Source organism: Paraglaciecola marina (genome assembly GCF_004360155.1).
Classification (GTDB): Bacteria; Pseudomonadota; Gammaproteobacteria; order Enterobacterales; family Alteromonadaceae; genus Paraglaciecola; species Paraglaciecola marina.
The window spans coordinates 11,965-38,095 of record NZ_SAIS01000001.1 but is presented as its reverse complement, the minus strand read 5'-3'; the positions used below and the strand labels follow the sequence as shown (position 1 = coordinate 38,095).

Genomic DNA, 26,131 nt, shown 5'->3' with positions numbered 1-26,131 from the left:
CCATGAAAATTTTTTTGAAGCTAATATTTAGTAGCTTAATGATGTGTTTATTAGCCCAATGTACCTCTATAAACACTGCAAGCCCATGGCTACCCATAGATGATTTTGAGCAGCCTAACGCCATCAAAACATGGCAGAAAATGGATACTGATAATCAAACAACCCCATTTGTTGATAAGCCTCAAGTCACTGAGGTGCGTAAAGAACTAGCCTTAAACAATCATTATTTAATAAAGAAACCTGCGGCAGAGGGAGTGATTGGAAATAGAAAAGCCATCACGTTTAAAGCACTCCCTCAAGTAGTAGAACTAGGTGAAACATATACATTTTATACCCGCATCAAAGTAGAGTATTTTCCTAACAACCACTCATTTGGATTGAGTAACTTATCCCCTAGTGACATTCAAGAAAACCATTACAACAGCTTTGAGCCTATGATCCGAGTAACAGATAAATTCGAATCCAATGGCTACAAAAATGACGGTACGCTAATGGTTATGGGCGACAACAAGGCTTACCACAATATTTCTCATCTAACATCACAACGACCAGCTAAACCATTAGAAACCCAACAGTGGTACGAACTATGGTACGTGATTAATAACGCACCCCATGATGAGGGTGGGCAAAGTTATGATTTATATGTCCGTGGTGGCGAGTTTGTTGAACAAGAAAAAGCATTTGAATACGCGAAGTTTAGGATGAAGCGAGAATTACCATTGCTCTACTTTATGACCATTAGTAACACTGGTTCGATTAAAAAGCCCTATGGTAATGGAGGTCTGATGTATGACGATATATATATGGCGAAAGGTATAGTGTTAGGCACGCCCCGCTAATCTAATGCAGATAAAAGAACCTCAAGGTATGTTTACTTTGAGGTTCTATTATATTTAGTTCGCAGCCAACACCCACAATAAAGTATCTAACCCACCTCTTCGAATAGCCATATCGGCCTTTTCTCTGACAACAGGTTTAGCATGCAACCCTACACCTAATGCAGCGGCATTCATCATGACTAAATCATTTGCACCATCACCCATAGCAATAGTTTGCGTGACAGGAATATCCCACTTCTTAGCTAATGTGTCTAAAGTCTCTGCTTTAACCTCTGCATCGATAATACGCCCAACAAGGTTGCCTGTTAATTTACCATCAACTATATCTAATCCGTTTGCAACCGCTGCATCTAGGGCTAACCTTTGCGCTAAGTAATCCGCAAAGTAAGTAAAACCACCCGATGCAATAGCTACCTTCCAATTATACTTTTTCAGTATCTCAACTAAGTTAGCGACGCCAGGCATTAATGGCAATGCATCGCGAACTTGCTGCAAAATAGCTTCATCGGCTCCCTGCAAACATGACACTCTGGTACGTAAACTTTGAGCAAAGTCCAATTCACCTTTCATAGCACGAGCCGTGACTTCTGAAACTTCAGTACCCACACCCGCTAACTCTGCAATCTCATCAATACACTCGACCGCGATGACTGTGCTATCCATATCCATAAGTAACAGCCCAGGTTGAGTTAAAGTGGGAACCTGATTAAACCAACATAATTCAACACTCAATTGGTTAGCAACCTTTTCAATTTGAGCTTTAATCCCTTGTGATTGGACAACCTTGACCTGAGCACAAATTGCAAACCCTGAGACGCCATCAACCCGCACCACGTTATAAATGGCAGCTTCTAGGTAATCATGCAATGCAAGACTAATCAGGTGTAATTGTTGCAAATGCAACCCTTCACAGAATATCAGTAATTTTTCGAAAACTTTATTGTCATCTGACTCCGGCAAGAGCTTATCGCTATGCGCTCCACCAGAAATAGGCTCAACAGAAAAAATGGCATCATCAGCTAGCGTAAATGACTTTAACCCATGCTCGTCTATCAACTCTTTCAAAAAAATGTGAGATAAAAAATGACTTTTAGAAACCTTGAGCTCAAACACAAATAACAACCTTATGGATCAGAATAAAAGCATGGTATCCAAAGGATTATAAGATTGCCATCAAAGGGTTATGCCTGTTTTTATTTATTTATATCCTTATAATCCAAACACCTAGTTAACTCAGTAACGAAGAACATGAATATTGCCATCCAACCAATAGGCAAAATCCGTACTCCTTATCAAGAAAAATTTGCGATCCCACGGCAGCCCGGTTTAGTACAAAGCGCCATAGGTGTTATCGAGTTTGAGAAAGAATTTAACGACCCGAACTACTTACGAGGAATAGAAAAGTTTAGCCATTTATGGCTACTCTTTCATTTTCATAAAACCGCTGAGCAAGGGTTTAAACCTCTGGTACGCCCACCTCGCTTAGGTGGCAACCAGAAACAAGGCGTGTTCGCTAGTCGCAGTACATTTCGCCCAAATGCCATAGGCATGTCGGTTGTAAAGTTCGCCTCTGTAGACTGTCACAATAATCAACTTTGTTTGAGAGTCAGCGGGATAGATTTGCTTGATGAAACCCCCATCGTGGACATTAAGCCTTACGTGCCCTATGCCGACAACCTAATTGAAGCGAAGAGCGAGTTAGCGCAGACCGCACCAGAATTGATGCAGGTTGAGTTTTCAAATGACGCATTTAATCAATTAAGCAAGCTAGAAAGCCATTATCCAAGCTTAAAAACACTGGTTAAAGAGGTGTTAGCTCAAGACCCCAGACCGGCTTATCATAAGACCACAGAGCCAGATAAGATATACGGCATGAGCTTGTATGATTTAAATATTCAATGGAGAGTTTCCAAGCAGGTAAACATAGTGCTAACCGTTCAAAAAAAATAATTTATGGATAGCTAAAATATGGCTTTGGCGGATGAGAACCTACTGGTAGAATGTCGGCCATTTTTCACTTCAACCCTTAGAGACATTTACCTTCATGCGCACAAGTAAATATTTATTATCGACGCAAAAAGAAACCCCAGCAGATGCAGAAGTTATTAGCCACCAGTTAATGCTACGTGCAGGTATGGTCAGAAAATTAGCATCAGGGCTTTATACATGGTTACCATCTGGATTGCGTGTTTTAAATAAAGTCGCCAATATCGTGCGTGAAGAAATGAATAACGCCGGTTCAATTGAGGTATTAATGCCCGTTGTTCAACCCGCTGACCTATGGCAAGAGTCTGGTCGTTGGGACGAGTATGGTCCAGAGCTACTAAGGATAAAAGATAGGCATTCTAGAGACTTCGTATTAGGTCCAACACACGAAGAAGTCATCACTAGCTTGGTTAAAAATGAAGTAAGCAGCTACAAACAGTTACCTCTAAATGTATACCAAATACAAACAAAGTTTCGCGATGAAGTGCGTCCTAGGTTTGGCATTATGCGTGGCCGTGAATTCACCATGAAAGACGCTTACTCTTTTCACATGGATCAAAGCTGTCTTGAATCAACCTACGACACTATGTTTCAGGCTTATTGTAAAGTTTTCGAAAAAATCGGCTTAAATTACCGCCCAGTAATCGCTGATAATGGCTCCATTGGAGGTAGTGCCTCACATGAGTTTCATGTATTGGCTGAATCAGGTGAAGACGACATTGTGTTTAGTAATCAGTCTGATTATGCCGCTAATATTGAAATGGCAAGTGCACTTGCGCCTCAAGGAGATTGCCCCGCAGCCACCAAGCCTCTTGAAAAGGTAGCTACACCTGATCAAAAAACTATTGAAGCAGTTTCAAAATATTTAGATGTCCCCCCTAGTCAATCAGTAAAAACTTTAGTGGTTTTAGCTGAACCAGATGATGCAGGCAAGCAAGGTATAGTGGCCTTAGTTTTACGTGGCGACCACAAACTCAATGAAATCAAAGCAGAGAAATTAGCAGGTGTATTGGCACCACTGACTATGGCAACTGAGCAACAAATTGAAGATACATTAAACTGTACGATAGGCTCTATTGGCCCTGTAGGTTTACCAGTACCTGTCATTGTTGACAGAGACGCAGCCCACTTAGCTGATTTCGTTTGTGGAGCCAATGAAACTGACTTTCATTACACAGGAACAAACTGGTCTCGGGATGTAGCAAGCTTTGAAGTTGCAGATATTCGCAATGCAGAAGTAGGTGATTTATCACCAGATGGTAAAGGAACATTAGAGATCAAGAGGGGAATAGAAGTTGGACATATTTTTCAACTTGGTGACAAGTACTCTCAAGCATTAGGCTGTGGTGTTTTAGATGAAAATGGTAAACATAAAATACTCACCATGGGGTGTTATGGTATTGGCGTATCTCGTATTGTAGCCGCCGCCATAGAGCAAAACCATGACAAGTACGGTATTATTTGGCCTGATGCTATCGCACCTTTCAAAATAGCGTTAATCCCAATGAATATGCATAAATCGCATCGTATTCAAGAAACAGCCGAAGCCCTTTATACTCAGCTAACTGAGGCAGGAATTGAAGTGTTGTTTGATGATAGAAAAGAACGCCCAGGCGTCATGTTTAACGATATGGAGTTAATAGGCATTCCCCATACAATCGTTATTGGTGAGCGTAACTTAGACGAACAAAAAGTAGAATACAAAAACCGTAGAAGCGGTGAAAAACAATTACTAGAGTTAAACGAGTTAGTAAATTTTGTGAGTGCTTTATAAAAAGCCCCCTTTTAAATCGGTAAACTAAAAGCGCCTTAGGGCGCTTTTTTATTAAGTAAATAATGTCATATGTCAGGACTCAATTACTTTACCTCATACGATTAATTTTAAGTTTATACTTAATAGGCCTATGCTTTAGTGATAATGTTTAACTTCACGGATGTAATCTATTTCGGAATGAGACAATAAATGCAAGTAACCTTTTATGGTGTGCGGGGTTCCTGCCCCTCTCCTGGGCCAGAATTTATCAAATATGGCGGTAACACTGCTTGTGTACACATCAATTTAGATGATGGCACAGATATTATTTTGGACGCGGGGACTGGGATAAAAAAGCTAGGTGACAAACTCATCAAGCAAACCAATGATATTCATCTACTCATTACCCATAATCATTGGGATCATATACAAGGGTTTCCTTTTTTCGCCCCTATCTATCAACCTAATCGAAATATTTTGATTACCCCAGGGCAAACCACACACAATGAACATAACGCGATTCTAGAACAAATGAGTGGTAGTTATTTCCCTGTTGATTACAAAACTTTACGCTCCAATATAAAAATTGTGCCCCAAGACGAAGATATTCATAGTTGGAAAATTGGATCAGCAACCATTACACGACTAGCCATGAACCACCCTGGCGGCGGCAGCTCTTTTTGTGTACAAGCGGATGGCAAAAAAGTGGCGTATATTACAGATAATGAGTTGTACCCTCCTTACAAAAAGAATACTGATTTCTTAGACTGGGTTAGTTTCAGTCAAGACGCAGACTTAGTGATCCACGATGCCCAATATATGCTAGCAGACATGCCAGCAAAAGCTGGTTGGGGGCATTCTGTCGCAGAGGAAGCAGTTAAATTAGCTATGGGGTGTCGAGCAAAACGTATGGCCTTATATAGCCATGATCACATCCGTACAGATGACGAAATTGCAGAAATTGAAAGTCACTGTCAAGATGTCATAGAAATAGGTGGTGCTGATTTACAGCTGTTTGCAGCAGCAGAAGGTTTAAGCCTCATTTTGTAAGGAAAAGTTGTTGTCAGACCGTAATCAATACGCATTATTATTATCAGGTGGCGGCGCCAGAGCCGCTTATCAACTAGGTGTATTAAAAGCCATAGGTACTTTTTTACCGAGAAATCAGGGCTTACCATTTCCTGTTGTTTGTGGAAATTCTGCTGGTGCAATTAATGCTACAGGTTTAGCTTGTTATGCATCTTGTTATCATTTAGGCCTTCGAAAACTAGAGTGGGTTTGGAAAAACTTTAACACTCGCCAGGTCTATGACAGTGGGATCCGCGATGTTTTTAAACATTTATCGCTTAATTTCTTAAGTAGTTTTCAAACAGAGCAAAGTCAAAAGAACCCATCTAGTTTATTGAATAATCAACCTCTAAGGCGACTAATTCGTGAACGATTAGACTTTCATCGCATAGACCGCAATTTATCCAGAGGTTACTTACGAGCAATCAGCATCAATGCCTCTAGCTATTCAAGCCATGACTCTATTAGCTTTTATCAAGGCCAAAATGATATACAGCCTTGGTACAGAGAAAAGAGACGAGGGGTTCCCTGCACGTTAAACTCAGAACATTTAATGGCATCTTCTGCTATACCCTTGCTATTTCCCCCTGTAAAAATGATGGGAGAATTTATGGGGGATGGTTCAGTACATCAATTATCCCCCCTAAGCCCCGCAATACATTTAGGAGCTGAAAAAATACTCATCATTGGGGTTGAACAACCAGAAAAACGCTCACGATTTACAGATATGAGTAGATACCCAAGTAGCATAGCGATTGCTGGCCACTTACTAGATACTATTTTCGCAGATACGCTCAATGCAGATTTAGAAAGACTAACCAGAATTAATCAAACCATCGCCCATATGACCTACAAACAACAGCAACAAACTCAGTTAAAAACCATAGACTGTATGGTTGTGAACCCATCAATTAATTTTAATGAAATGGCCGCAAAGCACTTTCATAAAATGCCCTCAGGGATAAAAATGTTACTTCGAATGTTAGGCTTGCATGATAAGTCAGACACTAGCCTACTAAGTTACTTATTATTTGAAAAAGAATTTTGTCGTGAACTTATCAACCTAGGAATGAAAGATGGCCTAGCAAGACAAGAAGAGCTCCGCAGCTTCTTATCTATTTAGTATTGTTGATAGGCCCCCACTCATACAAAAGCTAAACTAGTACAAAAACCATCACGTTTAGTCCTTGTATAATTGGGGCAGATCGTGGCTTATAAGTTAACTGTCACCCCGAATTTTTAATTGTAAACCCTTTAAAAAATTACGTAATATTTGATCATTACAAGCACGATATTGTCGGTTCTCAGGCTTTCTAAATAGCGCACTTAACTCATGTTTACTTATTTTAAAGCCACTTAAATCCATTGCTTCTAATACAGCTTCAGCTTGCATATTTAATGCTATTTTTAACTTCATAAAAATAATATTGTTAGTAAGCCTACGCTCAACTGGCGCTTCAACTCCTTCTCGTTTACCGCGATTAGTATTGATCAAGCCATTTAGAAATAATGAAAATTGAATATCTGTTATTTCAACAAATGCCGGATCATCGTCTTTTCGTAACCAAGAATGCAACTGTGCAACTGTGGCGGGATAGTCAGCTTGAGCAAAAATATCTATCATTTTTGCATCATTGAAATCGAAAATATAACGCACTCGGCGTAATACATCATTATTGATCATAGTAATCCTAGGTAATAGTTGGCTAAAGCAACCTTAAATATCTGTCTAGTTTAAAGCTTTTCACGGCGAATGGCTTATTTTATTAGTCGATTAAGCTAATTTCATAGGCTGAGGAAAATATGTAACTCTAATTTTTAAAGTCAGGCGTAACAAATACACTAGAGGCAAACAGAGAGCTAGGGGTATGGCTCCTATGGTGAAGGTGCAGCAGGCCTTAAAATCTGCGTATAAAATTTGAACTCCAACCAAGATTTAAAAACAAAAACTAGTTTGCATCCCTTCGGCTTTTAACTTTTTATGCCGTTGTTGCCTAGCAAAAGCTCTAAGATTTTCCATTCGAGATAACACGCTATTCTCGCCACTTTCAAGCTCTGAGCTAACTTGAGATTGAGTACATAAGTCGCTCTCAAAATAGCGTTCTGAATCTACAAAATAACTATTAGCATAATTGATAGGATTGAAATGTTTATACATAAAGCCCTCCAAAAAAAACAACTGTTTATACATACAGTATAGTGTTGTTTATTTATTGTGCAATGTTTAATTTACATTGCACACTAATACATAACAGTCGTTCCATTATTTCTAGAGGTATCTCTCAACTAAAATTTTAATGTCCTTCCAATAAAAAACGTTCTGCTCTTTCTACTCTTCGGGGTTTTCCGGTAATCACTAACACATCACCTTCTAGTAATTCTATATTGCCATCTGGGGCAGGCAATTCATTGTTATCACGCCTGAGACCTTTAATATTAATTCGCATGCGCTGTGTATCGAGAACATGCAAAGGTTTACCTACCGCAAAGGCACTAGCAGTTAAAATAACTGCGTGCATAAACTCTAACTTGTCTTGCTTAACATAATCCATCTCAGTAGTTTCACCAGGAAAAAAGCCGTGCATATTACCATAATGGCCTTTTCGTTCTTTACGAACTCGCTTTAAAATTCGTGACATGGGCACACCAGACATCTGTAACACTTGAGTGACCAACATTAAACTCCCCTCTATAATTTCTGGGACCACTTGAGTCGCGCCAGCATTTAAGAGCTCATCCATGCGGTAGTCTTTACGGGTTCTCACTACAATGGGTAAATCAGGATATAAACTTGAGATTAACTGAATGACTGCCATCGCCTTGTCATGCTGATCAAAGGTGATCAACACTAGTTTAGCTCGCTCTATACCAACCGCTCGTAAGATATCTTTTTGCTTAACATCACCAAAATAGACTGGCTCACCCGCACTTTGACTTTCTTGTACTCGAGTTGGATCGGCATCAACCACCATGTAAGGTATCGCCTCTATTTTTAAGAGTCGACTAACTGACTGCCCTACTCGCCCAAAACCAAATATGAGCACATGATCAGTTAATTCTTTATCATGAGAAGAAAGCTGCTCTGCACCTTTGCAATCGGGTAATGGTTCTGGACTAAACGCTTTGGCTAAAACAGGGCTTTTATCCACTAACCAAGGTGTAAAAGCCATACTGATAACACCTATAGTTAACAATAAAGAGCCTTGCTCTGAAGTTAATAAATTATGATCTACCGCAAGTGCAGCAATGACAAAACTAAACTCACCCATTTGGCAAAGCTTAATCCCCGCAGCCCAAGCATCTTGGCTACCTAATTTAAAGATCCAAGCAGACACTCTAATAAGTAATACTTTTAATATTACAATGCTTACTAAACCCACAAGTGCCCAGTGTATTTGACCTGGTATATTATGTAACTCTAAACGCATCCCTATGGTGATAAAGAATAAGCCCATTAATATATCGCGAAATGGTCGAATATCGGCTTCTAGTTGATGTTTATATTGACTCTCTCCTAACATCATTCCAGCTAGAAATGCCCCAAGAGCCATAGATAAACCGAATGAAAAGGCTAGTCCCGCAGCCATTAGTGCCACCATAATTGTAGTGAGTACAAACAACTCATCAGTGCGGGTTCGTGCTACCTCACTAAATACTTTAGGCAACACCCACTTTCCTATGGATAATAAAATCCCTACGACCAAGACTCCTTTAAGAAATGCCATAGATATAGCAATACTTAAGCTTTGTTCAGAGTCAGCAGCGAGCAACGGCACCAGTATCAATAGCGGAACCACAGCCAAATCTTGTAACAACAAAATACTCACTGCAATTTGAGCTCTTGGTGTATTTAGAATGCCCAAGTCACTAGTTTGCTTTATAACAATAGCTGTTGATGAAAGCGCCACTACACCACCAATGACCAGAGATGCTTTTATATCAAACCCAATAAGATAAGCGATCACCATGAATACAAGTGTGGTCAGTAACATCTGCCCTAAGCCTACACCAAACACCAAATGCCGCATGGCTAACATTTTTGGCAACGAAAACTCTAACCCTAATGAAAAGAGTAAAAATACTATCCCCAGCTCAGCAAAATTTTGCATATCTTCAGGATGCTCAAACAAAGAAAGTAGATCAGGCCCGGCTAGGATGCCACAAAACAAATAAGCCAAAATAGGGGGAAGGTTGATTCGTTTAAATAACCAGACGGCCACTACAGCCACTGACATTAAAATAAGAACATTACCTAGATTTCCATGCATTACGATATTTTTCCCTATCTAATATGATTAAAAAAGAAACGAAAACATCAAAACTTTGCAGTAGGCACAATATTTGCTCAATGCCCAACAAGTAATAAATTTAGTCAAGCAAGTCGCCAAAATTTTGGCAGGAGAATATGTTGGAGCAACTTAATCAAGTATATGACTCTAGTCTTAAAGATTCATTCTTTAACCTTGAGCCATCTAGCCAGGAGTCAAGGCATAAACTCGATCATAATCAGCTCAACCAATTTATACAGACATTACTCACAACCATTGATTTAACTGAGCTTAGCGAACTCTACTTTGAACAGTTGAGTACCACACTACAATTGTCAGAGTTAAAAATCCAGTTTGAAGACAATCAAGTATGCTTTGGCAAGACGCCTCAAAAACCTTATATCAAATCGCTAAACTGTACCCACTTAGGTATAAACTTCGCCACTATGCATTACACTTTTAGCCAGCCAGTTTCCATTCGCGCTTGGCAAATTTTGCAGCAAATGCATATGAATTTTAGCTACCCTTTCAAGAACGCATTAGAACACCATAAAATGAAGCAGTTTGCCATGAAGGATTTCTTAACCTCATTGGGAAACCGTGCAAGCTACAATGAAACTATTGCTAGGCTAGCCAATCAGGCAGACAGGCGTCATGAGCCTTTCGGGCTGCTAGTGATGGATATGGATAATTTTAAACAAGTAAACGACACTCATGGTCACCATGAAGGTGACAAAGTATTAGTGGCTTGCGCAAATACCATACTGTCTAGTTTAAGGGAGTCAGATTTCGCCTTTAGGTTTGGAGGTGACGAGTTTTGTTGCTTATTACCAGATGCTGACGACAAGGTGAATAGCTTAATAGCTGAACGTGTACGGATGGCTATTTCAAATGATCCTCTACTCGCTAAGCACAATATATCTAGCAGTATTGGCACAGCCACTTATCGTAAGGGTGACTCACAAATAGGGATTTTTTCTCGAGCCGATGAGGCTCTATACAAAGCTAAACAAGCCGGAAAGAATTGCGTCGTTGCGGCAATGGCTTGCCGAGACTGAGTCTCTAATATTGTTCAAAAATACCAAACAATCACAAAAAGGTCCTTAAGGACCTTTTTCTTGCATTCGACTAAACATATAGTTATTGATAATAAGTTCTTACCGCTAAGCGCGCTATTTCTTCCCCCATTTTTACACCTGCTTCTGTTGAAAAACGATAATGTACACCATCGTAGATTCGTGCACTTGATACCTCCTGCATAAATTCATCTATATTGTCCCAGCTACGTTGCTCATTATTAGCTGTAGAGCTTTGCGTGGATAGTATAGGTGTGGGTATATTACCTAGTTCAGCCTTTATAACATTGCCGAGTGTTGATGCTACGACGCAGTGTGCACATGGATATTCAGGATGCATAGGCGTGGGAATATAAGGCTGCCAACTTGGATCGAGACTAGTGTCTGGATTATTATCTATGTCAGCATTTCTAATCGCGGTTATTGGCCTCCAAAAATGATAGTAATATTTGGCTTCAAATACCGCTATCAATGCATCGTCTATTGCTCTGGTGGATGCAGCAAAAAACCTCGCATTTTGTGTGATATCTCTATTCGGCATACTCACAACCGAATCAATAATACCGTGGTAAATTGGAGGCAAAGTAGCTTGCCAAAACTTGGCAACCTTAGTTTGTTCTGCCGTTCTACTTTGACTGTCAACTCGCCCCAATCGTTTAACTTCATTGAAATCACGAGCCCAGTCAACACTTTCTAACTGAGGAGGGGGCGCAGCACGAAACTGACTAACAGACGTTAACAGCCAAGGTATACGCTTTGACCAGAAAGAAGCCGCAGGTAAAGTAGTTGGTACATATATACCAGCACTCGTAATAGGCCGGTACGTATCAGGGTAAGCATCCACATCCCCCTCTCTGTTCTGAAGCACAGATTTAGCCGCACTTTGGCCAACTAGAATACCGTCTTGCTTAGCAGCCCCATTTGAGAGCTTTCCTAAGGCTTCTTGATAAGCTTGATTTATTACATCTGCTTGTTGAGGAACAATAGCCAGTAACATTTGGTGGCTTGCACTAGCTACCGCGGCCTCAATAGAAGCTTGAGGGTGAGCTTTAATCGCAAACTCACTCTCTACATAACGTTGCGTAATTGCATTACATGCTTCATATATAGCTGTGTGTACCAATGCTATAGCTCTATTAGCATGCCCTGGAGACATTTTGACATTGGTTACAACTGTTAAGCTGGTTTGGTTCCATTGGGTAATTACATCAGCAAACGCCCCCTGGCTAATACCTAAAGCAAAATACCAAATAATTACCAAATACTTGGCCACGTTTTTACACCATTTTTTAGACATTTTCATATTAACTCTCCTTTTCAATACTAAGCTTCCTCACTAACAAGTATGACTTGGGTCAAGAGGGGCTAACGACTAATTCAATATTAAAATCCGTGTCAGTATTTCATGGCATTTTTGCTACAACCAGTCTAAAAAGTGTACTAGCTACAATAATTAGCTACGTAATAAAATGATTCTCAAGCTAACAAACTAGGAAATGATATGAGTAAAACAGGAAGTTATGGGCAGTATTGTCCGTTAGCGCTCGCAGCAGAATTTGTATGCACTCGCTGGTCGGTATTAATTTTACGAGAGCTCATGTTCGGTGCCAGCTCGTTTAATGATATAAGTAGGGGCGTATCCAGAATGTCTCGAACATTACTATCGACTCGTTTAAAAGAGTTCAAAAGTCGCGGCCTAATTACCAAACAAAAACAAAAACACACTTACGACCAATACCAGTTAACTCCCGCCGGCCATGCATTATGTGCAGTTGTAAAAGATATGGCTATGTGGAGCCAAGAGTGGCTACAAATAGAACCCTCTTTATTGGATATAGATGCTGACCACTTAATGTGGAATATTCGTCGCAGTGCAAAGCCTCATCCAGAACTCCCCACGCCTTTTGTCGTTAATTTTTATATGCCAGAGCAAAAGCCTAAGTTTCAGCATACTTGGTTAGTCTTCACCCAAAATGAAATTGAGCTTTGCATAATAGATAATAATTTCAATGTTGACGTACAAATAGAGGCATCGGTAGAAACATTGACAAAAGTTTATATGGGATGGCAAGCATTAAACGATGCTATTCAATCCAAACAACTTATATTGCGAGGAAAAAGTCAGTATTTAAAATTAACTAGTATGTGGATGGGGAGAAGTGGGCTGGCTGATATAAAAAGACAGCCAGCAAATTTATGCGCTAAATACTAATTAGCATTTTTTAAACCCCAAAGTATCAAGGCAAAAGAAACTAAGCCTTGATACTTTGTAAACCTTATCTAAACAACACCTTCTCTTTGTTAAACCAGTACACACAAAAAGCAAATAAGGCACCTGCGATAACCACAGTTGAGCCAAAAATAGCAAATAACTGAAAATAATCCATTGTGCCTTTCACCAGCTCTTTCATAGCTAAAGACACATTGGTTATTGGTACCCAAGCCCAGCCACCTTTCAATTCTACCCCTGGTAAAATAGACAGCATAATAGGCACAATAACAAATATCATCATAGGCCCCATGTAACTTTGTGCTTCTTTAAAACTCTTGGCATAAATAGAAATGCTCAGTAACACAGCAGCAAATATCGCCACTACAGGTACTAACATTAAGAATATTAAGACAAAATCTAGAATGCCTATTTGCGCCATAAAATCAGCGACAATCTGAATCGCCATGCCTTGACTCAGCACCAGCCCCCAAATGGCCATACTCACCACAGTAATCAAGGCTGTCATAGCACCAGCAAAACTAATTGTTAAGAACTTGCCTAATACAATTTTGTTTCTATCAATAGGGGAAATAAGCAAGGTCTCTAATGTACCTCTTTCTTTTTCACCTGCGCCAATATCTGTTGCTGGGAACATAGCACCCTGCAAGCACAAAATAATTAACAGATAAGGAAGCATTCCACCTATCTTCTCGCCCCAATTTTCACGAGTATCGGCTGTATTTACCCTTTCTAGCTCGATAGGCTTAATTAAGGCGTCCTGCTGGCTTTCATTTAGCCCTAAGGTTGAAAATGCACTTTGCTGAAATAGCTCTGACTGACTTTCTACTATTTCATTAACCCGTCTATAAACAAGGTTTAGGCCAGCATCATTAAAGTACAACTTAATAGTTGCCTGTCCATTTTGAAGTACGTCATTTGAATAGTTTTCTGGGATCACCAATACAAAGTCCACGGTTTCATTGCGAATAATGGTTTTGTAATCATCATCTGCAGCTATGTCTATTAAGTTGAACTTATCGGGTTGTTGTAACTCTTCAACAATATCTGGCGCATACTCTGCACCAACAATGCCGTAATTTAGGATTTTACTTTCTGCTTTATCAATCGCCTGTTTACTAACAAAGCCAGCTATACCAAAAATAACAGGGAAAATAAGTAAGGGTAGCGCAATCATAAAAAATAAGGTTTTACGATCTCTGAGTAACTCTTTGAGCTCTTTAAAAAAAACTAACCACATATTCCTATCTCCCTATTCGCTAGCTGTTGTTTGGATGGCAGCCATAAATGACTGATGTAACGAACCATCAGCCAAACCTTTAAATGTATCAATATCACCATCAAACATGGTCTTACCTTGGTCAATAACTGTGACTTTTTCGCACAATTCTTCTACTTCATCTAAGTGGTGTGTTGAGAAAATAACGGGCGTACCTTGTGCCTTTAACCTTCTGATAAAATTAAGCACAGTTTGAGTCGCCATAATATCTAACCCAGTTGTAGGCTCATCCAAAATAACTAATTCTGGAGAATGCACAACAGCCCTTGCGATAGCTATTTTTTGCTTCATGCCCGTTGAGAAATTTTCAGAACGCCTATCTAAAAATGTGTGCATATCTAATAAATCTGCTAATTCTTCAATACGCTGGGCGATAAGTTCTTCCGACATGCCATGTAATTGACCAAAGTAATGAATATTTTCACGGCCAGTCAAACGGCCATAAAGCCCTGTAGTACCCGATAAAAATCCTATTTTTTTACGGGCAATGACAGGATGAGTCAAAACATTTTCACCACTAATCTCAACACTCCCTGAGTCAGGTTTCAGGGCAGTAGATAACATTCGCAAAGTGGTGGTTTTACCGGCACCATTAGGCCCAAGCAAGCCCAAAACCTCGCCCTTTTGACAACTAAAAGAAACATCTTGTACCGAATGAAAAAATCGCCCTTTTAACCTTGGGTCTTTCTTTTCTTGCTCACTGAGTTTTTTGGGGTTTTCAACGGCAAACTTCTTTGCTAACTGCTTAATTTCTATCATTCCATATTCCTGTTTCAAAACTGACATGACCTATAGTCACCCAAATCAAAAAATTATTACATGCGTTCAGTAAAAAAATTATGTAACAATAAGAAATAAATAAAAAAGTGTTTCACTAAATCATTATTCGGGGAGTTATATGCAACCAGTCAGTAATCCATTTCAGGCCATGAAAGATGTTTTTATTAAGCCAAATCAAGTATTTGCCACCATTAAAGAAACTCACAATTGGTCTTGGATACCCTTTATAGTTATCTCACTAATAACCGCCATACCCATTTATTTATACTTTAGCTTCATAGATTTTGATTGGTATAGGGACTTGGTGATCCAATCAACGGCTGGCGATTTAAGCCCACTTGAGCAAGAAAATATGGCTAAAGCCATGAACCAACCACAACTTTTATGGGCCAGCCTAATTGGCGCTGTGTTAGCGAACATTATTGCCAATGCTGTGTTGGCTTTATATCTAAATATCACCACTAAGTCAGATGAAGAATGTGTTCAAGGTTATACCGATTGGTATGGTTTTGCATGGTGGACCAGTATTCCATCTATATTCACTAGTATCATTGCGTTAATTATTTTAGCTTTTTCACAAGACCCTCAATTATCTCCAATAAGTTTAGGGCCTACATCATTGGCTTTTATTTTTGGATTAGAAATGAGCTCTCCGTGGTTTTCACTGGCTCAATCTGTTCGCTTAGAGTCTATATGGGTGATGTATTTAATTGCCGTTGGTTTAAGCCAGTGGACACAACTGCCCATCAAGAAAACCTACATCATAGCCACCGCCCCCTATATAGTAATCTGGGGTGCTTGGGCGTTGATGCTGCTACTTTGAGGCTTAGGCCTAAAGTAATCTGTATTTTCATAAAAGCTTGGTGCTAAGTTGGCATCCCACACTTCTGGGATGCCTAACAAAGGTAGCGGCGACAAAGGTTTCTTTTCACAAAAAATATGTTGCTCTTTAATCAAAGAGTTCAGCTTAGTGTCTACTGCTAACAATTGTGATTGATAGGGTAAACTTTGAAACTCTTCATCAACCTCAACGGCCAGCCACTTTCCTGTTAACCCAATAAATGGGTTTAACAACATTTCTAAGTTTGCATGGCCAAACATAAAACTATTTAACTCCAAACCCCATTTTTGCCTATTTTCAACAAACACCTGTTGCCACTGATGTGACTTTAGTGCCGCTATCAACTCCCTATTTGCTGCACTCGCTTGATAGGTAATTACCACACCACATTCATCAAAGTGTGTTAAATTATTGCGCCTCAAGGTTCTAGGCGATACTCCATACTGGTTAATGTCCACTATATGCAGCTCATTAAGTAACCTCTTAGTTTTAGGAAACTGCAGCCAAATAAGACCATTGAATAAGTCATGCCAGCCACTGGGCCTAGTAGGAATGACGCCTTGCTCGTAAATGATTTGTTCATAGTACTTGTCTGTTGCGACAAGCTCAGACTGACATACAAACTCTGGTATATCAGTAAGGGGATCGGGAATATATTTTTTTAACAGATTTAAGCCCGCTGCATTTGGCCAGTCAGAAAACTGAGTCAACTCAAAATTATCTTCAAGCTGTTGCAAAGGCAACATAGGTAGTTGTTTTATAAAGTCATCTAACCAAAACATAGTGGGTAATGTCACCTAACAAATAAAATAGCATGGGTATAAAAGACGCTTTATAATCACTTAACTTTGAAACTACAAGAGCAATTTCATGAAAACTTGCCACATGATGTGGGCACTTAGCCTAATCACAATTTTTACATTATCTGCTTGTCAAAATAGTCAAACTACAGAAACACCCCAAGTCGACAATTTTGATGAAGTTTACACGCAAATTAATACCCAAGACTTAAAGACGCACATTAAAACCTTAGCGTCTGATGAATATGAAGGCCGCCTCCCCACCACCATTGGTGAGCAAAAAACCCTTGATTATCTAGTGTCTGAATTTAAAGCTCTTGGCTACCAACCGGGTAATGGTGATAGTTACTTGCAGCCCGTTGAATTGATAGAAATGACTGCAGATCCAGATATGACCCTTACTATCGGCGACAACCATTTCGCCTATAAAGAAGGCATGATTGCTTCTACTAAACGAGAACAGAACTTAGTTGAGCTTAAAGAATCAGACTTAGTTTTTGTTGGCTACGGCGTAAATGCCCCAGAATATAACTGGAATGACTACGAAGGCCTTGATGTAAAAGGTAAAACCGTCGTGATATTAGTTAATGATCCAGGCTTCGAAAATCCAGCAAGTGGTAAGTTTCAAGGCAAAACCATGACCTATTATGGACGCTGGAGCTACAAATATGAAGAAGCCAGTCGCCAAGGAGCAGAAGCCGCCATTATTGTTCACGAAACCAAACCTGCATCTTATGGTTGGTCTGTGGTAGCCAATAGCTGGAGCGGAGCACAGTATGGGTTAGTCAGCAAAAATGGCAATGCCGATAGAGTAGCCGTTGAGGGTTGGTTAACCTTGGAGTCTGCACAAAAAGTATTTGCTGATGCTGGGCTAGACTTTACTGCTGAAAAAGAGCTTGCTAAAGCAGGCCCTTACAACAAAGCATTAAACTTAAAAGCCTCAGTAACCGTTAAAAATAGTTTCAAAACGTCTGAAAGTTACAACGTTATTGCATCATTACCTGGTGCAGATAGCCCTGATGAACACGTAATATTTACCGCACATTGGGATCACCTAGGTAAAGACGAAACCAAAGAAGGCGACCAAATATATAATGGCGCCCATGACAACGCCACTGGAGTGGCTGCTGCCTTAGTCATGGCTAAAGCCTATGCAAACTTAAATATTAAACCGCAACGCTCAACAACATTTTTGATTGTAACCGCTGAAGAGCAAGGTCTATTAGGTTCAAAGTACTACTCTGAACACCCTATTGTTCCACTGGACAAAACAGTGGCAAATATCAATATGGATGCCATGAGCGTACTGGGTAAAACCAAAGATGTCGCCGTTATTGGTATGGGTAAATCAGAGCTAGAAACCTACCTAGCAAAAGCTGCAAAACGCCAAAATCGCTATCTTGTTGAGGAAGGGCACCCAGAAGCAGGATACTATTATCGTTCTGATCACTTCAGCTTCGCTAAACAAGGCGTGCCTGCACTTTACGCTAAAGGCGGTGAGGTACCTATTGACGAAGCAACCGCTCAATATCGTAAACGAACTAATGTCATCGTTAGGGGTTGTTATCACCAAGTCTGCGATCAATTCCGTGAAAGCTTGGATTTATCAGGTATAGAGGAAGATGCACAGTTGCTATTTGAAGTCGGTTATGACCTTTTATCTTCTGATGACTGGCCAAATTGGGCTGAAACCAGTGAGTTTCAAAGACAAAAGTAATTATTCACTTCGTTCAGCGTAATCCGTTGTGAATTTTCGCCCAGCATCCCTGCTGGGCGAAGCTCTTTTTTTTCAAAAACGAGAAAAGTCTCGCTCCGACCAAATTTTAATACCTGCACGACTTGCCAAATAAAGTGGAATTACATTTTGGCTACTTAGAAGAGACTCCCGATGTAGTTAAAATACTTCACTAAACCAATGGTTTATGGCAAAATATTTAGCCATAAACTGACAGGCTTCTAGTACACAATTGCATATTATTTTTTCTAAATGGAACTGTATGAAAATATTATTTTTAGGTGTTGTTTTTACAACTTTATCTTTTTCCGCCCTTGCCTCTAAAGATCTTTCATTAGATATATCACTAGGCCAGTCACATCAACGTACAAGCTTTAATGGTAATGATTCAGTAAAAGGAGATGATTTTTCACTAGGGATAAGAGCTGAATATAGGTTAATTGAAAACTTAAAGTTAGAACTATCCTTAAATGACTACAAGGAGTCTGTCGGTAGTTACATTGATGAAGAATCGATAGAACAAGATAGCCACTTAACAACAAAGTCATTCGATATAGGTATCAAGTATGGGGTAAATTTACTGAAGAATTTTACCTTATATGGCCACTTAGGAGTCTCTTCATGGAGGATGAATATAAAAAAAGATACCACAGCACTGTCCAATGAAAATAATCAATTAGATGATAACAATGTGTATTATGCATTGAGTCTAGATTATGATCACAATGATAATGATGCGTTCGGATTAGAGTACAAAATCATAAACATTGATTATCAAACTGATAATCTTTCTATTAGTAATAAAGTCAGAAATTTATCCATTTATTTTAAATCTAAGTTTTAGAAATATTCATAAAAATCGTTTCAATCAGGCGTTCTCTAAATATAGGCTGCATTTGGCTTTTCAATCAATAGGCTCGCAGCCTGGGAGAGCCTCACAAATCAAACACTCGACTACAACCTCAGTTTAGCTGCCTCACACTCTTGATTAATCAATGACGAAGCCGATGCTTTTAACCTACTGCAGCTACAATTTCCCCATCAAATTATTGGCATATTGCATAAATTTGGTGGGCCCCCATGATAACTATTTATTCTTTCGCAGGATGTACTGGTCAACTTCAATTGTACAAAATTTGTATTTATTTTATATTCCAACTGAGCATATTAGTGTCATTTTCATACAAGGATGATAATGTTTGTAGAAATAAAATTAGATATCCGGTTACTTCTTAGCCTACATATTTAGTTGTTATTAATTTACTAATACACACAGCTTCTTTTAAAAACTGCTTTGAATAAGGATGCCGCATGAGCCAAGAAAAAACGCCAATAGAACACCTCTATTTTACAGAGACAAATCTAGAAAAAATTTTAGGAAACTTAGATGCCGTCCGAAACAAAATTCATCCTCCTATAACAGATGAAGAAGACGTCACAGATCGTTTTTTTCCTTCTGTTTGTCTTATTGGTTTAGGGCGCTGTGGTTCTAATATTGCGTTAGACCTTGCTTCTTTAGTATATGAAGCAAGGGCGAATTATATGAAAGAAGTGGAAAACGAAGATCTTACGGATAACGAGCAAGAATTTCGTCCATTACGCTGGATTCGTAAGCACTTACCAATGGAGAATAAAGAAGGATTTAAGCCTGTTTTCCTCATTGAGCCAATTGTTTTATTGGGCGACTTAGATAAAGACATAGAAGGCCGAATTCGTTTTTCTAATGATGAAGGTCGCGTCCAGTTTTTAGAGGAATATAAAAAGCTGCAGTTTATGGACCTTTCTGAGGTTCATGCTGGTGGAGCAGGTAATGCACCTATATTAGGTCAGTATTTAGCTAAAATTATTCTTAATAAAGATGCGACAACCTTTATAAATGAAGAATGGAGACAACTTCATTCTTATCTTGTTGATTCGTGTGGTATCAAAGCGAATCAATCTCGCCTTTACTTCTATATATTTAGTGCCGGAGGAGGGACTGGTTCGGGTATGGCATCTGAATTTGGTTTGGCACAGCAGTTTTCTTATCTCAGTAAAACATTTGATTATCATTCGGGGCAAAATCAACTTGCCGACAAGCGTCATAGTTTTGTATTTGAACCTATTTTTACGTCTGGTATTTGTATATTACCGAATATATCAGGAAAAAATGTAGATATATCTGAAGCCCTTCACATCAATGCAGGTCGTCTTTTAACAAAATATATCTCTGAAGAATGGAATTTTTCTTACAATGAAGAGCGAAATAATGACGAGTTACCAGCCGATGTAATGGGGCGCATTCGTCCTTGGAACTCTATGATGTTGATATCTAACGATATAATGCGTTATGCAGAAGAAGAAAATGGCGGTGATGCTGATAGCATAGATGTTAATTTAATGGAAAAATATGCAAACCAGTACATTTCTCAGCAAATTTTTAACATTCTTACCGCTCAAGCTGTCACAACCGATTATGATGAGGATTATTTCCGTCGAGCGGGTATTGATATCTCTGAAACAATCCGTCTTGATGCCAATGACTTATTTATGAGCTTAGCAGGCCCTGTCGCTATTGCTTATGCTGAAAGTGTAGTGAATCAGGATGTTCGCCAAGATAGCGTAGATATAGATGATTTGTTCTGCCGCTCTATAGAGTTACCGCATTTTAACTCTGCCACCTCTGCGATTGAAGGGGTAAGTGTACTGCCTGTGGAATCAGAAAAGTACCGTGACGCCATTAAGGAATATCGAAAAAGTGGGTTTGATGCAAGTACACTAAATCATTTGCACTTCTTTAAAAACTGTTCGTCTATCGTATCGATTATCTCTTTACCGCGAGACTATAAGTTGTCGTTCACAGCATTAAATCGACTAAAAATGCATTTGAATAAACTGTTTCCTAATACAACCTTGAAGCGTTATGCATTGGTAATAGGCGCATCGGCAAACTTATCTTTGACGACACTTATTGCTAAGAGCCCTTGTTTAAGTGATGACTTTTTAACTCTCATGGTAGCTTATATGAAGCGTTGTTTTGCTCGTGATGAGTATCGGTATACAAATGAAATCGATCAAGCCATTATCAATATGATTCAAGAAGATGAATTTGATGATTCTATTATTGACAAGTATTTTACGGCTTATGAAAACCCAGCAAAAATTCTTGATACAAATTGGTATGCTATTAAACCAATGTACGAGAAAAAATATCGTGAGTTAATCGAAAGTCCGCAAAACTTTGTATCAATTAACGATATTCGTTTAGATGTCAATCATGTGAAGAATGCGATTAAATATCTTCGAGAAATTTATCGTCATCGTATTAGTAAGACAAGTGTACTTACACTTAACACTTGAAAGTTTTAGGATTAATGATTTATTCCATCCTAGAATAAGTTGACAGTTTCTAAGCCAGCATTTTGCTGGCTTTTTATTATCATGGATGTCTGCATAAATTGCTGAGGCTCGACAGACTTTTTACCAACAGTCGCAAAAAGTATGCAAAAAGGCCCGTGCTCCACAAACATTCTGAACCTAAGAATACCTACCCTTTAATGTCGAATCGGGCATAAGTCGCATCCATGCTATAAAAGATGCCCTTGGTTTTCTTGGCACTTTTAATCATCCCTAAATATCCATTTACAAGAATATAGTACTTAATCTGGATCTGACCCCTTTTATTCCTTGTGACATATTTAGGGCTTACTTCCTATTTTTGGGGTTTCTGGAAACACTACTCTTCCAATGGTGGTCATGAGCGATTTCCTGCACTTTGTCGCAAATCGGCTATCTCGATTATCTGATAAATATTTTGCGACCCGGAACAAGTCAGGCGTAAAAACTAAGGCAGTTGAGCTAGTGCTCGCGGCTGAGATACATTTTGTAGTAAAAGGCTCACTTCTTTCACCAAGTGGAACTAATCTAAACGCATTCCCGAACAAAACGGATTTAGCAGGAGATTCAACTTCTTCACGCTCCAAATCTTCATGTATATTGAGTGCCAATTGTCTGAGCTTATCAATATTTAAAGCCTTACTATCTTTACCTTCGGCCTCTCCAATTAATCGCCCCTCCTTAGATTCAAAAACAGCGTCAAATTCCGACTCGCCATCTTCATATTGCGACACTTCAAAACCAATTATTTTTAGCGCATCTAGAATTGCATACTCTAATGGCTTTCCTTTTTCGAACAATAAGTTTCTAAGTCGGCCTAAGTCCTTAATTTTTCCAATAAGAACCTCTTTTTCAGCCTGAATTGATTCAAGTTTTGTCTCTACTTTTAATAATTTTTCAGTTGTTATACTTTCTTCTTTTAACTTGAACCCAATCTCTTTGGCCCATTCTGGCTCGGGAGTTACTTCGCCAGAACCTCGTAAAGACTTATCAAGTGCTACAACTGTTTTAATAAACCTAGCGGCAAATTGCTTTGCATCAGCAGTCCACTCGTCTTCCTCATCAAAAAATTGGGGTGAGTAAAAATCAATATCAGGCAGTAGCGCCAAAGTACCAGTAGAGTTCTTTGTTCTTACAATTGTGCCAACAGCCTTGTCACCATGCTTTGTGACCAAGCATGGCTTGATCTCATCATTTAACAATACTTTATATGTGGAAACAGATGAGAACTCGCGCCAGTACGCTGATATCACCTCAGAATTTTTTGCAGATAGTTTTATTTCCACACCATTAGTTTTTACTGGCTTTACATCCAAGGGGATCGTGTGGTAATTGTTGTAATCGGTAACAATTCTTGTTGTCTTTTGATTTCTTCCTGTGCCTGAAAAACTTTTTTCCCCGGTTGCAATGCTTATCTCGTTTAAGTCAGATAAATAGACAATTACCAGTTTTCCACTTTCTACTGCTGCCTTTATTTCTCGACGCCAATGTTCAGCTTGTTCCTTAAGCTGAAAGGAGCTGTCGTCAGAAAGACAGGGCTTGCCTTTGTATGTGTATTCATAACTTAAAAAATCGCTTATATCTGGTTTAAATAGAATAATATCCCAATCTAGCAGAGATAGATCAGAGTTAAAGTCACAGCTTTCGGTAGCTTCATCACAAAGCGAAAATCCGATGGTTAATATTTTTCTCTTCGCCATGAATTATCAAAGACTCCTTTCAGAAACATAACAGTATATTAGCCAGACCGCACGTTTAAGCCACTTTAGGAATAAACGGAATAATGATTCTGGCAATTAATTTGTTTCATCTTTTCATATACTTATTGGTTTTCAAAGGGGAATTTTTATTGGCTGGCCATATAGAAACCACTACTTTGGATAAATACAGAATATTATATTTGCAGCCACCACTTTAACTCTATTAAAAACAATGACATAAATTGAATCAGTCTATTTTTAACTCCACTAAAAACAACAAAATAATCGCCGCTACATAAGCTGATGGGCTAAAGCCTGAAGGATCCCCACAGGCTCATGAACATTTCGCATCCTCCACAAGAGCCTTTATTGCATCAAGTATCATTTCCTTTGAAACATCATAACGCCTATGTTTAATAAGCCTTAATCCCAAGTATCCATAGGATAACACTCTTCTATTAGTGATGGTGTTGGCTTGAAAGTGCAGATGGTATCCCTGATTTTCAGCCGCTTTACCAACACAATATAGATAAAACTGTACCATCATTGCCACCAGTAACATAACTTGTAGTCGTTTCTCACAACGACTTAGACTGCGCGATAATCCCAGTCCGTAATATTCATTTTTGCAATCTCTGAACGATTCTTCGATAGTCATTCTGCGCTTATATAAACTTACCAACTGGTGAGGTGGGTATTGAGTTTCAGGGAGGTTTGATACTAGAAACCATGGCTCTTTGGCAGACTTACTATGACGCTTATTAATATTGTCTTTCGTCACCACACCTTTGCGATTTAGATTATGTCGTTGTTGGCTCTTACCTTTGAACAACACCCCACGACAACTATATTGACTTGATTTAGACAAAGCGAAAGGAGGAAGTTCGGTAGCTTTGGATGTTGCCCAAGCATGGCAATGACTCACGTAATGCCACTCTTCTTCTGTTTCAAATTTACATTTCACCGTGCCCCGCGTTCTGGCCAGCCAATACCAATTGTATCGTTGTACTTCCTTGAACCAAGGTATTTTAAACCCTGCATCAGTACAGATAATAGGTTCGCAATCAGCCGGTAATAGTTTAGCCAGTGCCACTAGAAATTTTTTATGGATCGCTGGTTGAGCATGTTGCTCTTCAGGGTGAACTTCTTCATACAATGCAATGGCTCGACCTTTAATCGAGATGGCCGCTCTTAACATCACGAAGTTATAGTTGTACACCGTTGACCAATCAATATGGATCAACGGATGTTTCTCAGTAATAAATAATTTCTGAATGATTTGATAATACTGTGGAATAACATCGTGTAGACGAGGGTTGCCTAACAATCTATCAACGCGTTTGATACTGTGTTTCTCCATTACACCATTATCGCTAGCCACATTGCGACCTAATGCCGTTAAAGCTAATACTGAGCCATTTACAACACTCTTGGCTGCAGTAAAAAGTGATGTGGTAATGCGAGGGTCTAACACACTTGAATCTAGGGTAAATAAATCTGATAGTACTTTCATAGTGGTTGAGTTTGGTTATTGTTATTTTGTTGTGAAATAAATAATACCAAATTTCAATCACTTACTATTCATTGCTGTGGGGATTCTTCAGGCTAAAGCCCAACCTACAAGTTCTATCTATTCTTTTGTATGTTTACTAACCACATACCCACTCCTTTAGCCATGCTTTTGATTTTATCGCGTATCCAAGTTCGCTGAGCAAGGTGGGCAAATACAGGATAAATTACAAGGGTATAATTGAAGCAATAAATTGTACTGAACAAATCATTGCGGCCTGCATTTGACAAGTCGCGCAGGCATAAGAACTTGGTTATAGCGCGGCCTTTTTTTAGTTACTCTTTCTTGGCTGTTGAAGAAAGAGTCACTAGCTCAAAGGGGTTAGAGTGAAAAATGTCATGGAACCACCAAGGATGGTGGAAGGTAGGGTAACGCAGGACGCAGTTACCGAGATGACAGTGAGCGAAGCGCATGCTTTTGATTTTTTCGTGACTGAATACTCGCCAGTTTTATTGAAAATTTAGTAGGGCAATTGGCATGGATAGCCAATTGAGTTTTTGTGCGTCGGGAACGCATGAAAAGCGACCTGCTAAATTTCAATTAAAATTGGGAGAAGAGTTTTGTGGAGCGCGGCACTTTTTGTTTACTTTTTGCTGCTGTTGGCAAAAAGTAAATCGAGCAGCAAGGATGCTGTTTGAAAAAAGGCATGGATGCCATGAGCGCAGCGAATGCTCTGTGGCGAAGCTATGGCCCGTAAACGAAGAGAATAAAAATAAGCACAGCGCATAAATAAACAAAGCGAACGCTTCATAAAAAAGTGCATAAGGTATGCTCCAAACAGCCATTAAAAATGGTAAATTTGGTATAGGAATTAGTGTATACTTCTTTGCA

At 39.2% G+C, this 26,131-nt stretch carries 21 protein-coding genes; 11 read left to right on the top strand and 10 right to left on the bottom strand.

Annotation, left to right across the window (positions count from 1 at the left end; translation table 11 throughout):
- Positions 1–2: 2 nt before the first annotated feature.
- Positions 3–839 carry a hypothetical protein gene (locus EOK74_RS06180; protein ID WP_133469089.1) on the top strand — a complete coding sequence of 279 codons (837 nt, stop codon included), beginning with the start codon at positions 3–5 and terminating at the stop codon, positions 837–839.
- Between the two features lie 54 nt (positions 840–893).
- On the opposite strand, the gene serB is transcribed toward EOK74_RS06180, so the two are convergent.
- A complete protein-coding gene (gene serB / locus EOK74_RS06175) occupies positions 894–1,952 on the bottom strand; it encodes a phosphoserine phosphatase SerB (protein WP_133469087.1) in 1,059 nt (352 codons plus the stop codon).
- A gap of 135 nt (positions 1,953–2,087) precedes the next feature.
- On the opposite strand from serB, the gene tsaA reads away from it, so the two are divergent.
- The 4 genes from tsaA (at position 2,088) to EOK74_RS06155 (ending at position 6,769) form a co-directional block, all read left to right on the top strand.
- Entirely contained in the window at positions 2,088–2,789 is a 702-nt protein-coding gene (gene tsaA, locus EOK74_RS06170) for a tRNA (N6-threonylcarbamoyladenosine(37)-N6)-methyltransferase TrmO (protein ID WP_133469079.1), read from the top strand.
- A gap of 94 nt (positions 2,790–2,883) precedes the next feature.
- The gene (locus tag EOK74_RS06165; protein ID WP_133469077.1) at positions 2,884–4,599 is read left to right on the top strand and encodes a proline--tRNA ligase; all 1,716 of its coding nucleotides are present in this window, start codon (positions 2,884–2,886) and stop codon (positions 4,597–4,599) included.
- Between the two features lie 189 nt (positions 4,600–4,788).
- The gene (locus tag EOK74_RS06160; RefSeq protein WP_133469075.1) at positions 4,789–5,628 is read left to right on the top strand and encodes an MBL fold metallo-hydrolase; all 840 of its coding nucleotides are present in this window, start codon (positions 4,789–4,791) and stop codon (positions 5,626–5,628) included.
- 10 nt (positions 5,629–5,638) lie between these two features.
- Positions 5,639–6,769 (top strand): patatin-like phospholipase family protein, encoded by a 1,131-nt coding sequence (locus EOK74_RS06155; protein WP_133469073.1) that lies wholly within the window; start codon positions 5,639–5,641, stop codon positions 6,767–6,769.
- A 96-nt stretch (positions 6,770–6,865) separates the two neighbouring features.
- Here EOK74_RS06155 and EOK74_RS06150 read toward each other — a convergent pair whose 3' ends face one another.
- From EOK74_RS06150 to EOK74_RS06140, 3 genes are all read right to left on the bottom strand, one after another.
- Entirely contained in the window at positions 6,866–7,330 is a 465-nt protein-coding gene (locus EOK74_RS06150; RefSeq protein ID WP_133469071.1) for a YehS family protein, read from the bottom strand.
- A 252-nt stretch (positions 7,331–7,582) separates the two neighbouring features.
- Positions 7,583–7,804 carry a hypothetical protein gene (locus tag EOK74_RS06145; protein WP_133469069.1) on the bottom strand — a complete coding sequence of 74 codons (222 nt, stop codon included), beginning with the start codon at positions 7,802–7,804 and terminating at the stop codon, positions 7,583–7,585.
- 136 nt (positions 7,805–7,940) lie between these two features.
- Positions 7,941–9,914 carry a monovalent cation:proton antiporter family protein gene (locus EOK74_RS06140; RefSeq protein ID WP_133469067.1) on the bottom strand — a complete coding sequence of 658 codons (1,974 nt, stop codon included), beginning with the start codon at positions 9,912–9,914 and terminating at the stop codon, positions 7,941–7,943.
- A gap of 137 nt (positions 9,915–10,051) precedes the next feature.
- On the opposite strand from EOK74_RS06140, the gene EOK74_RS06135 reads away from it, so the two are divergent.
- Positions 10,052–10,972, top strand: a complete 921-nt coding sequence (locus EOK74_RS06135) for a GGDEF domain-containing protein (protein WP_239024035.1) — start codon at positions 10,052–10,054, stop codon at positions 10,970–10,972.
- 82 nt (positions 10,973–11,054) lie between these two features.
- Here the strand turns inward: EOK74_RS06135 and EOK74_RS06130 are convergent, their stop codons facing one another.
- Complete coding sequence (locus EOK74_RS06130; RefSeq protein WP_205964536.1) at positions 11,055–12,293, bottom strand: vanadium-dependent haloperoxidase; 1,239 nt, start codon at positions 12,291–12,293, stop codon at positions 11,055–11,057.
- A 198-nt stretch (positions 12,294–12,491) separates the two neighbouring features.
- On the opposite strand from EOK74_RS06130, the gene EOK74_RS06125 reads away from it, so the two are divergent.
- On the top strand, positions 12,492–13,202 hold the full coding sequence (locus EOK74_RS06125; protein WP_133469065.1) for a winged helix-turn-helix transcriptional regulator: 711 nt from the start codon (positions 12,492–12,494) through the stop codon (positions 13,200–13,202).
- A 64-nt stretch (positions 13,203–13,266) separates the two neighbouring features.
- On the opposite strand, the gene EOK74_RS06120 is transcribed toward EOK74_RS06125, so the two are convergent.
- Positions 13,267–14,460 (bottom strand): ABC transporter permease, encoded by a 1,194-nt coding sequence (locus EOK74_RS06120; RefSeq protein WP_133469063.1) that lies wholly within the window; start codon positions 14,458–14,460, stop codon positions 13,267–13,269.
- Positions 14,461–14,472: 12 nt separating this feature from the next.
- Complete coding sequence (locus tag EOK74_RS06115; RefSeq protein ID WP_133469697.1) at positions 14,473–15,258, bottom strand: ABC transporter ATP-binding protein; 786 nt, start codon at positions 15,256–15,258, stop codon at positions 14,473–14,475.
- Positions 15,259–15,397: 139 nt separating this feature from the next.
- Between EOK74_RS06115 and EOK74_RS06110 the strand changes: the two genes are divergently transcribed.
- Positions 15,398–16,102 carry a YIP1 family protein gene (locus EOK74_RS06110; protein WP_133469062.1) on the top strand — a complete coding sequence of 235 codons (705 nt, stop codon included), beginning with the start codon at positions 15,398–15,400 and terminating at the stop codon, positions 16,100–16,102.
- On the opposite strand, the gene EOK74_RS06105 is transcribed toward EOK74_RS06110, so the two are convergent.
- Positions 16,057–16,902: a DUF3025 domain-containing protein gene (locus EOK74_RS06105; RefSeq protein ID WP_133469060.1), complete on the bottom strand. Its 846-nt coding sequence runs from the start codon at positions 16,900–16,902 to the stop codon at positions 16,057–16,059. The genes EOK74_RS06110 and EOK74_RS06105 overlap by 46 nt on opposite strands.
- 88 nt (positions 16,903–16,990) lie before the next feature.
- Between EOK74_RS06105 and EOK74_RS06100 the strand changes: the two genes are divergently transcribed.
- From EOK74_RS06100 to EOK74_RS06090, 3 genes are all read left to right on the top strand, one after another.
- Positions 16,991–18,637, top strand: a complete 1,647-nt coding sequence (locus tag EOK74_RS06100; protein ID WP_133469058.1) for a M28 family metallopeptidase — start codon at positions 16,991–16,993, stop codon at positions 18,635–18,637.
- 280 nt (positions 18,638–18,917) lie between these two features.
- Positions 18,918–19,499 (top strand): outer membrane beta-barrel protein, encoded by a 582-nt coding sequence (locus EOK74_RS06095; protein WP_133469056.1) that lies wholly within the window; start codon positions 18,918–18,920, stop codon positions 19,497–19,499.
- 467 nt (positions 19,500–19,966) lie between these two features.
- Complete coding sequence (locus tag EOK74_RS06090) at positions 19,967–21,994, top strand: hypothetical protein (protein ID WP_133469054.1); 2,028 nt, start codon at positions 19,967–19,969, stop codon at positions 21,992–21,994.
- A gap of 338 nt (positions 21,995–22,332) precedes the next feature.
- On the opposite strand, the gene EOK74_RS06085 is transcribed toward EOK74_RS06090, so the two are convergent.
- Together EOK74_RS06085 and EOK74_RS06080 are read right to left on the bottom strand one after the other, a co-directional pair.
- Positions 22,333–23,730 carry a hypothetical protein gene (locus EOK74_RS06085; protein WP_133469052.1) on the bottom strand — a complete coding sequence of 466 codons (1,398 nt, stop codon included), beginning with the start codon at positions 23,728–23,730 and terminating at the stop codon, positions 22,333–22,335.
- A gap of 334 nt (positions 23,731–24,064) precedes the next feature.
- On the bottom strand, positions 24,065–25,243 hold the full coding sequence (locus EOK74_RS06080) for an IS4 family transposase (protein WP_133469050.1): 1,179 nt from the start codon (positions 25,241–25,243) through the stop codon (positions 24,065–24,067).
- Positions 25,244–26,131 lie beyond the last annotated feature (888 nt).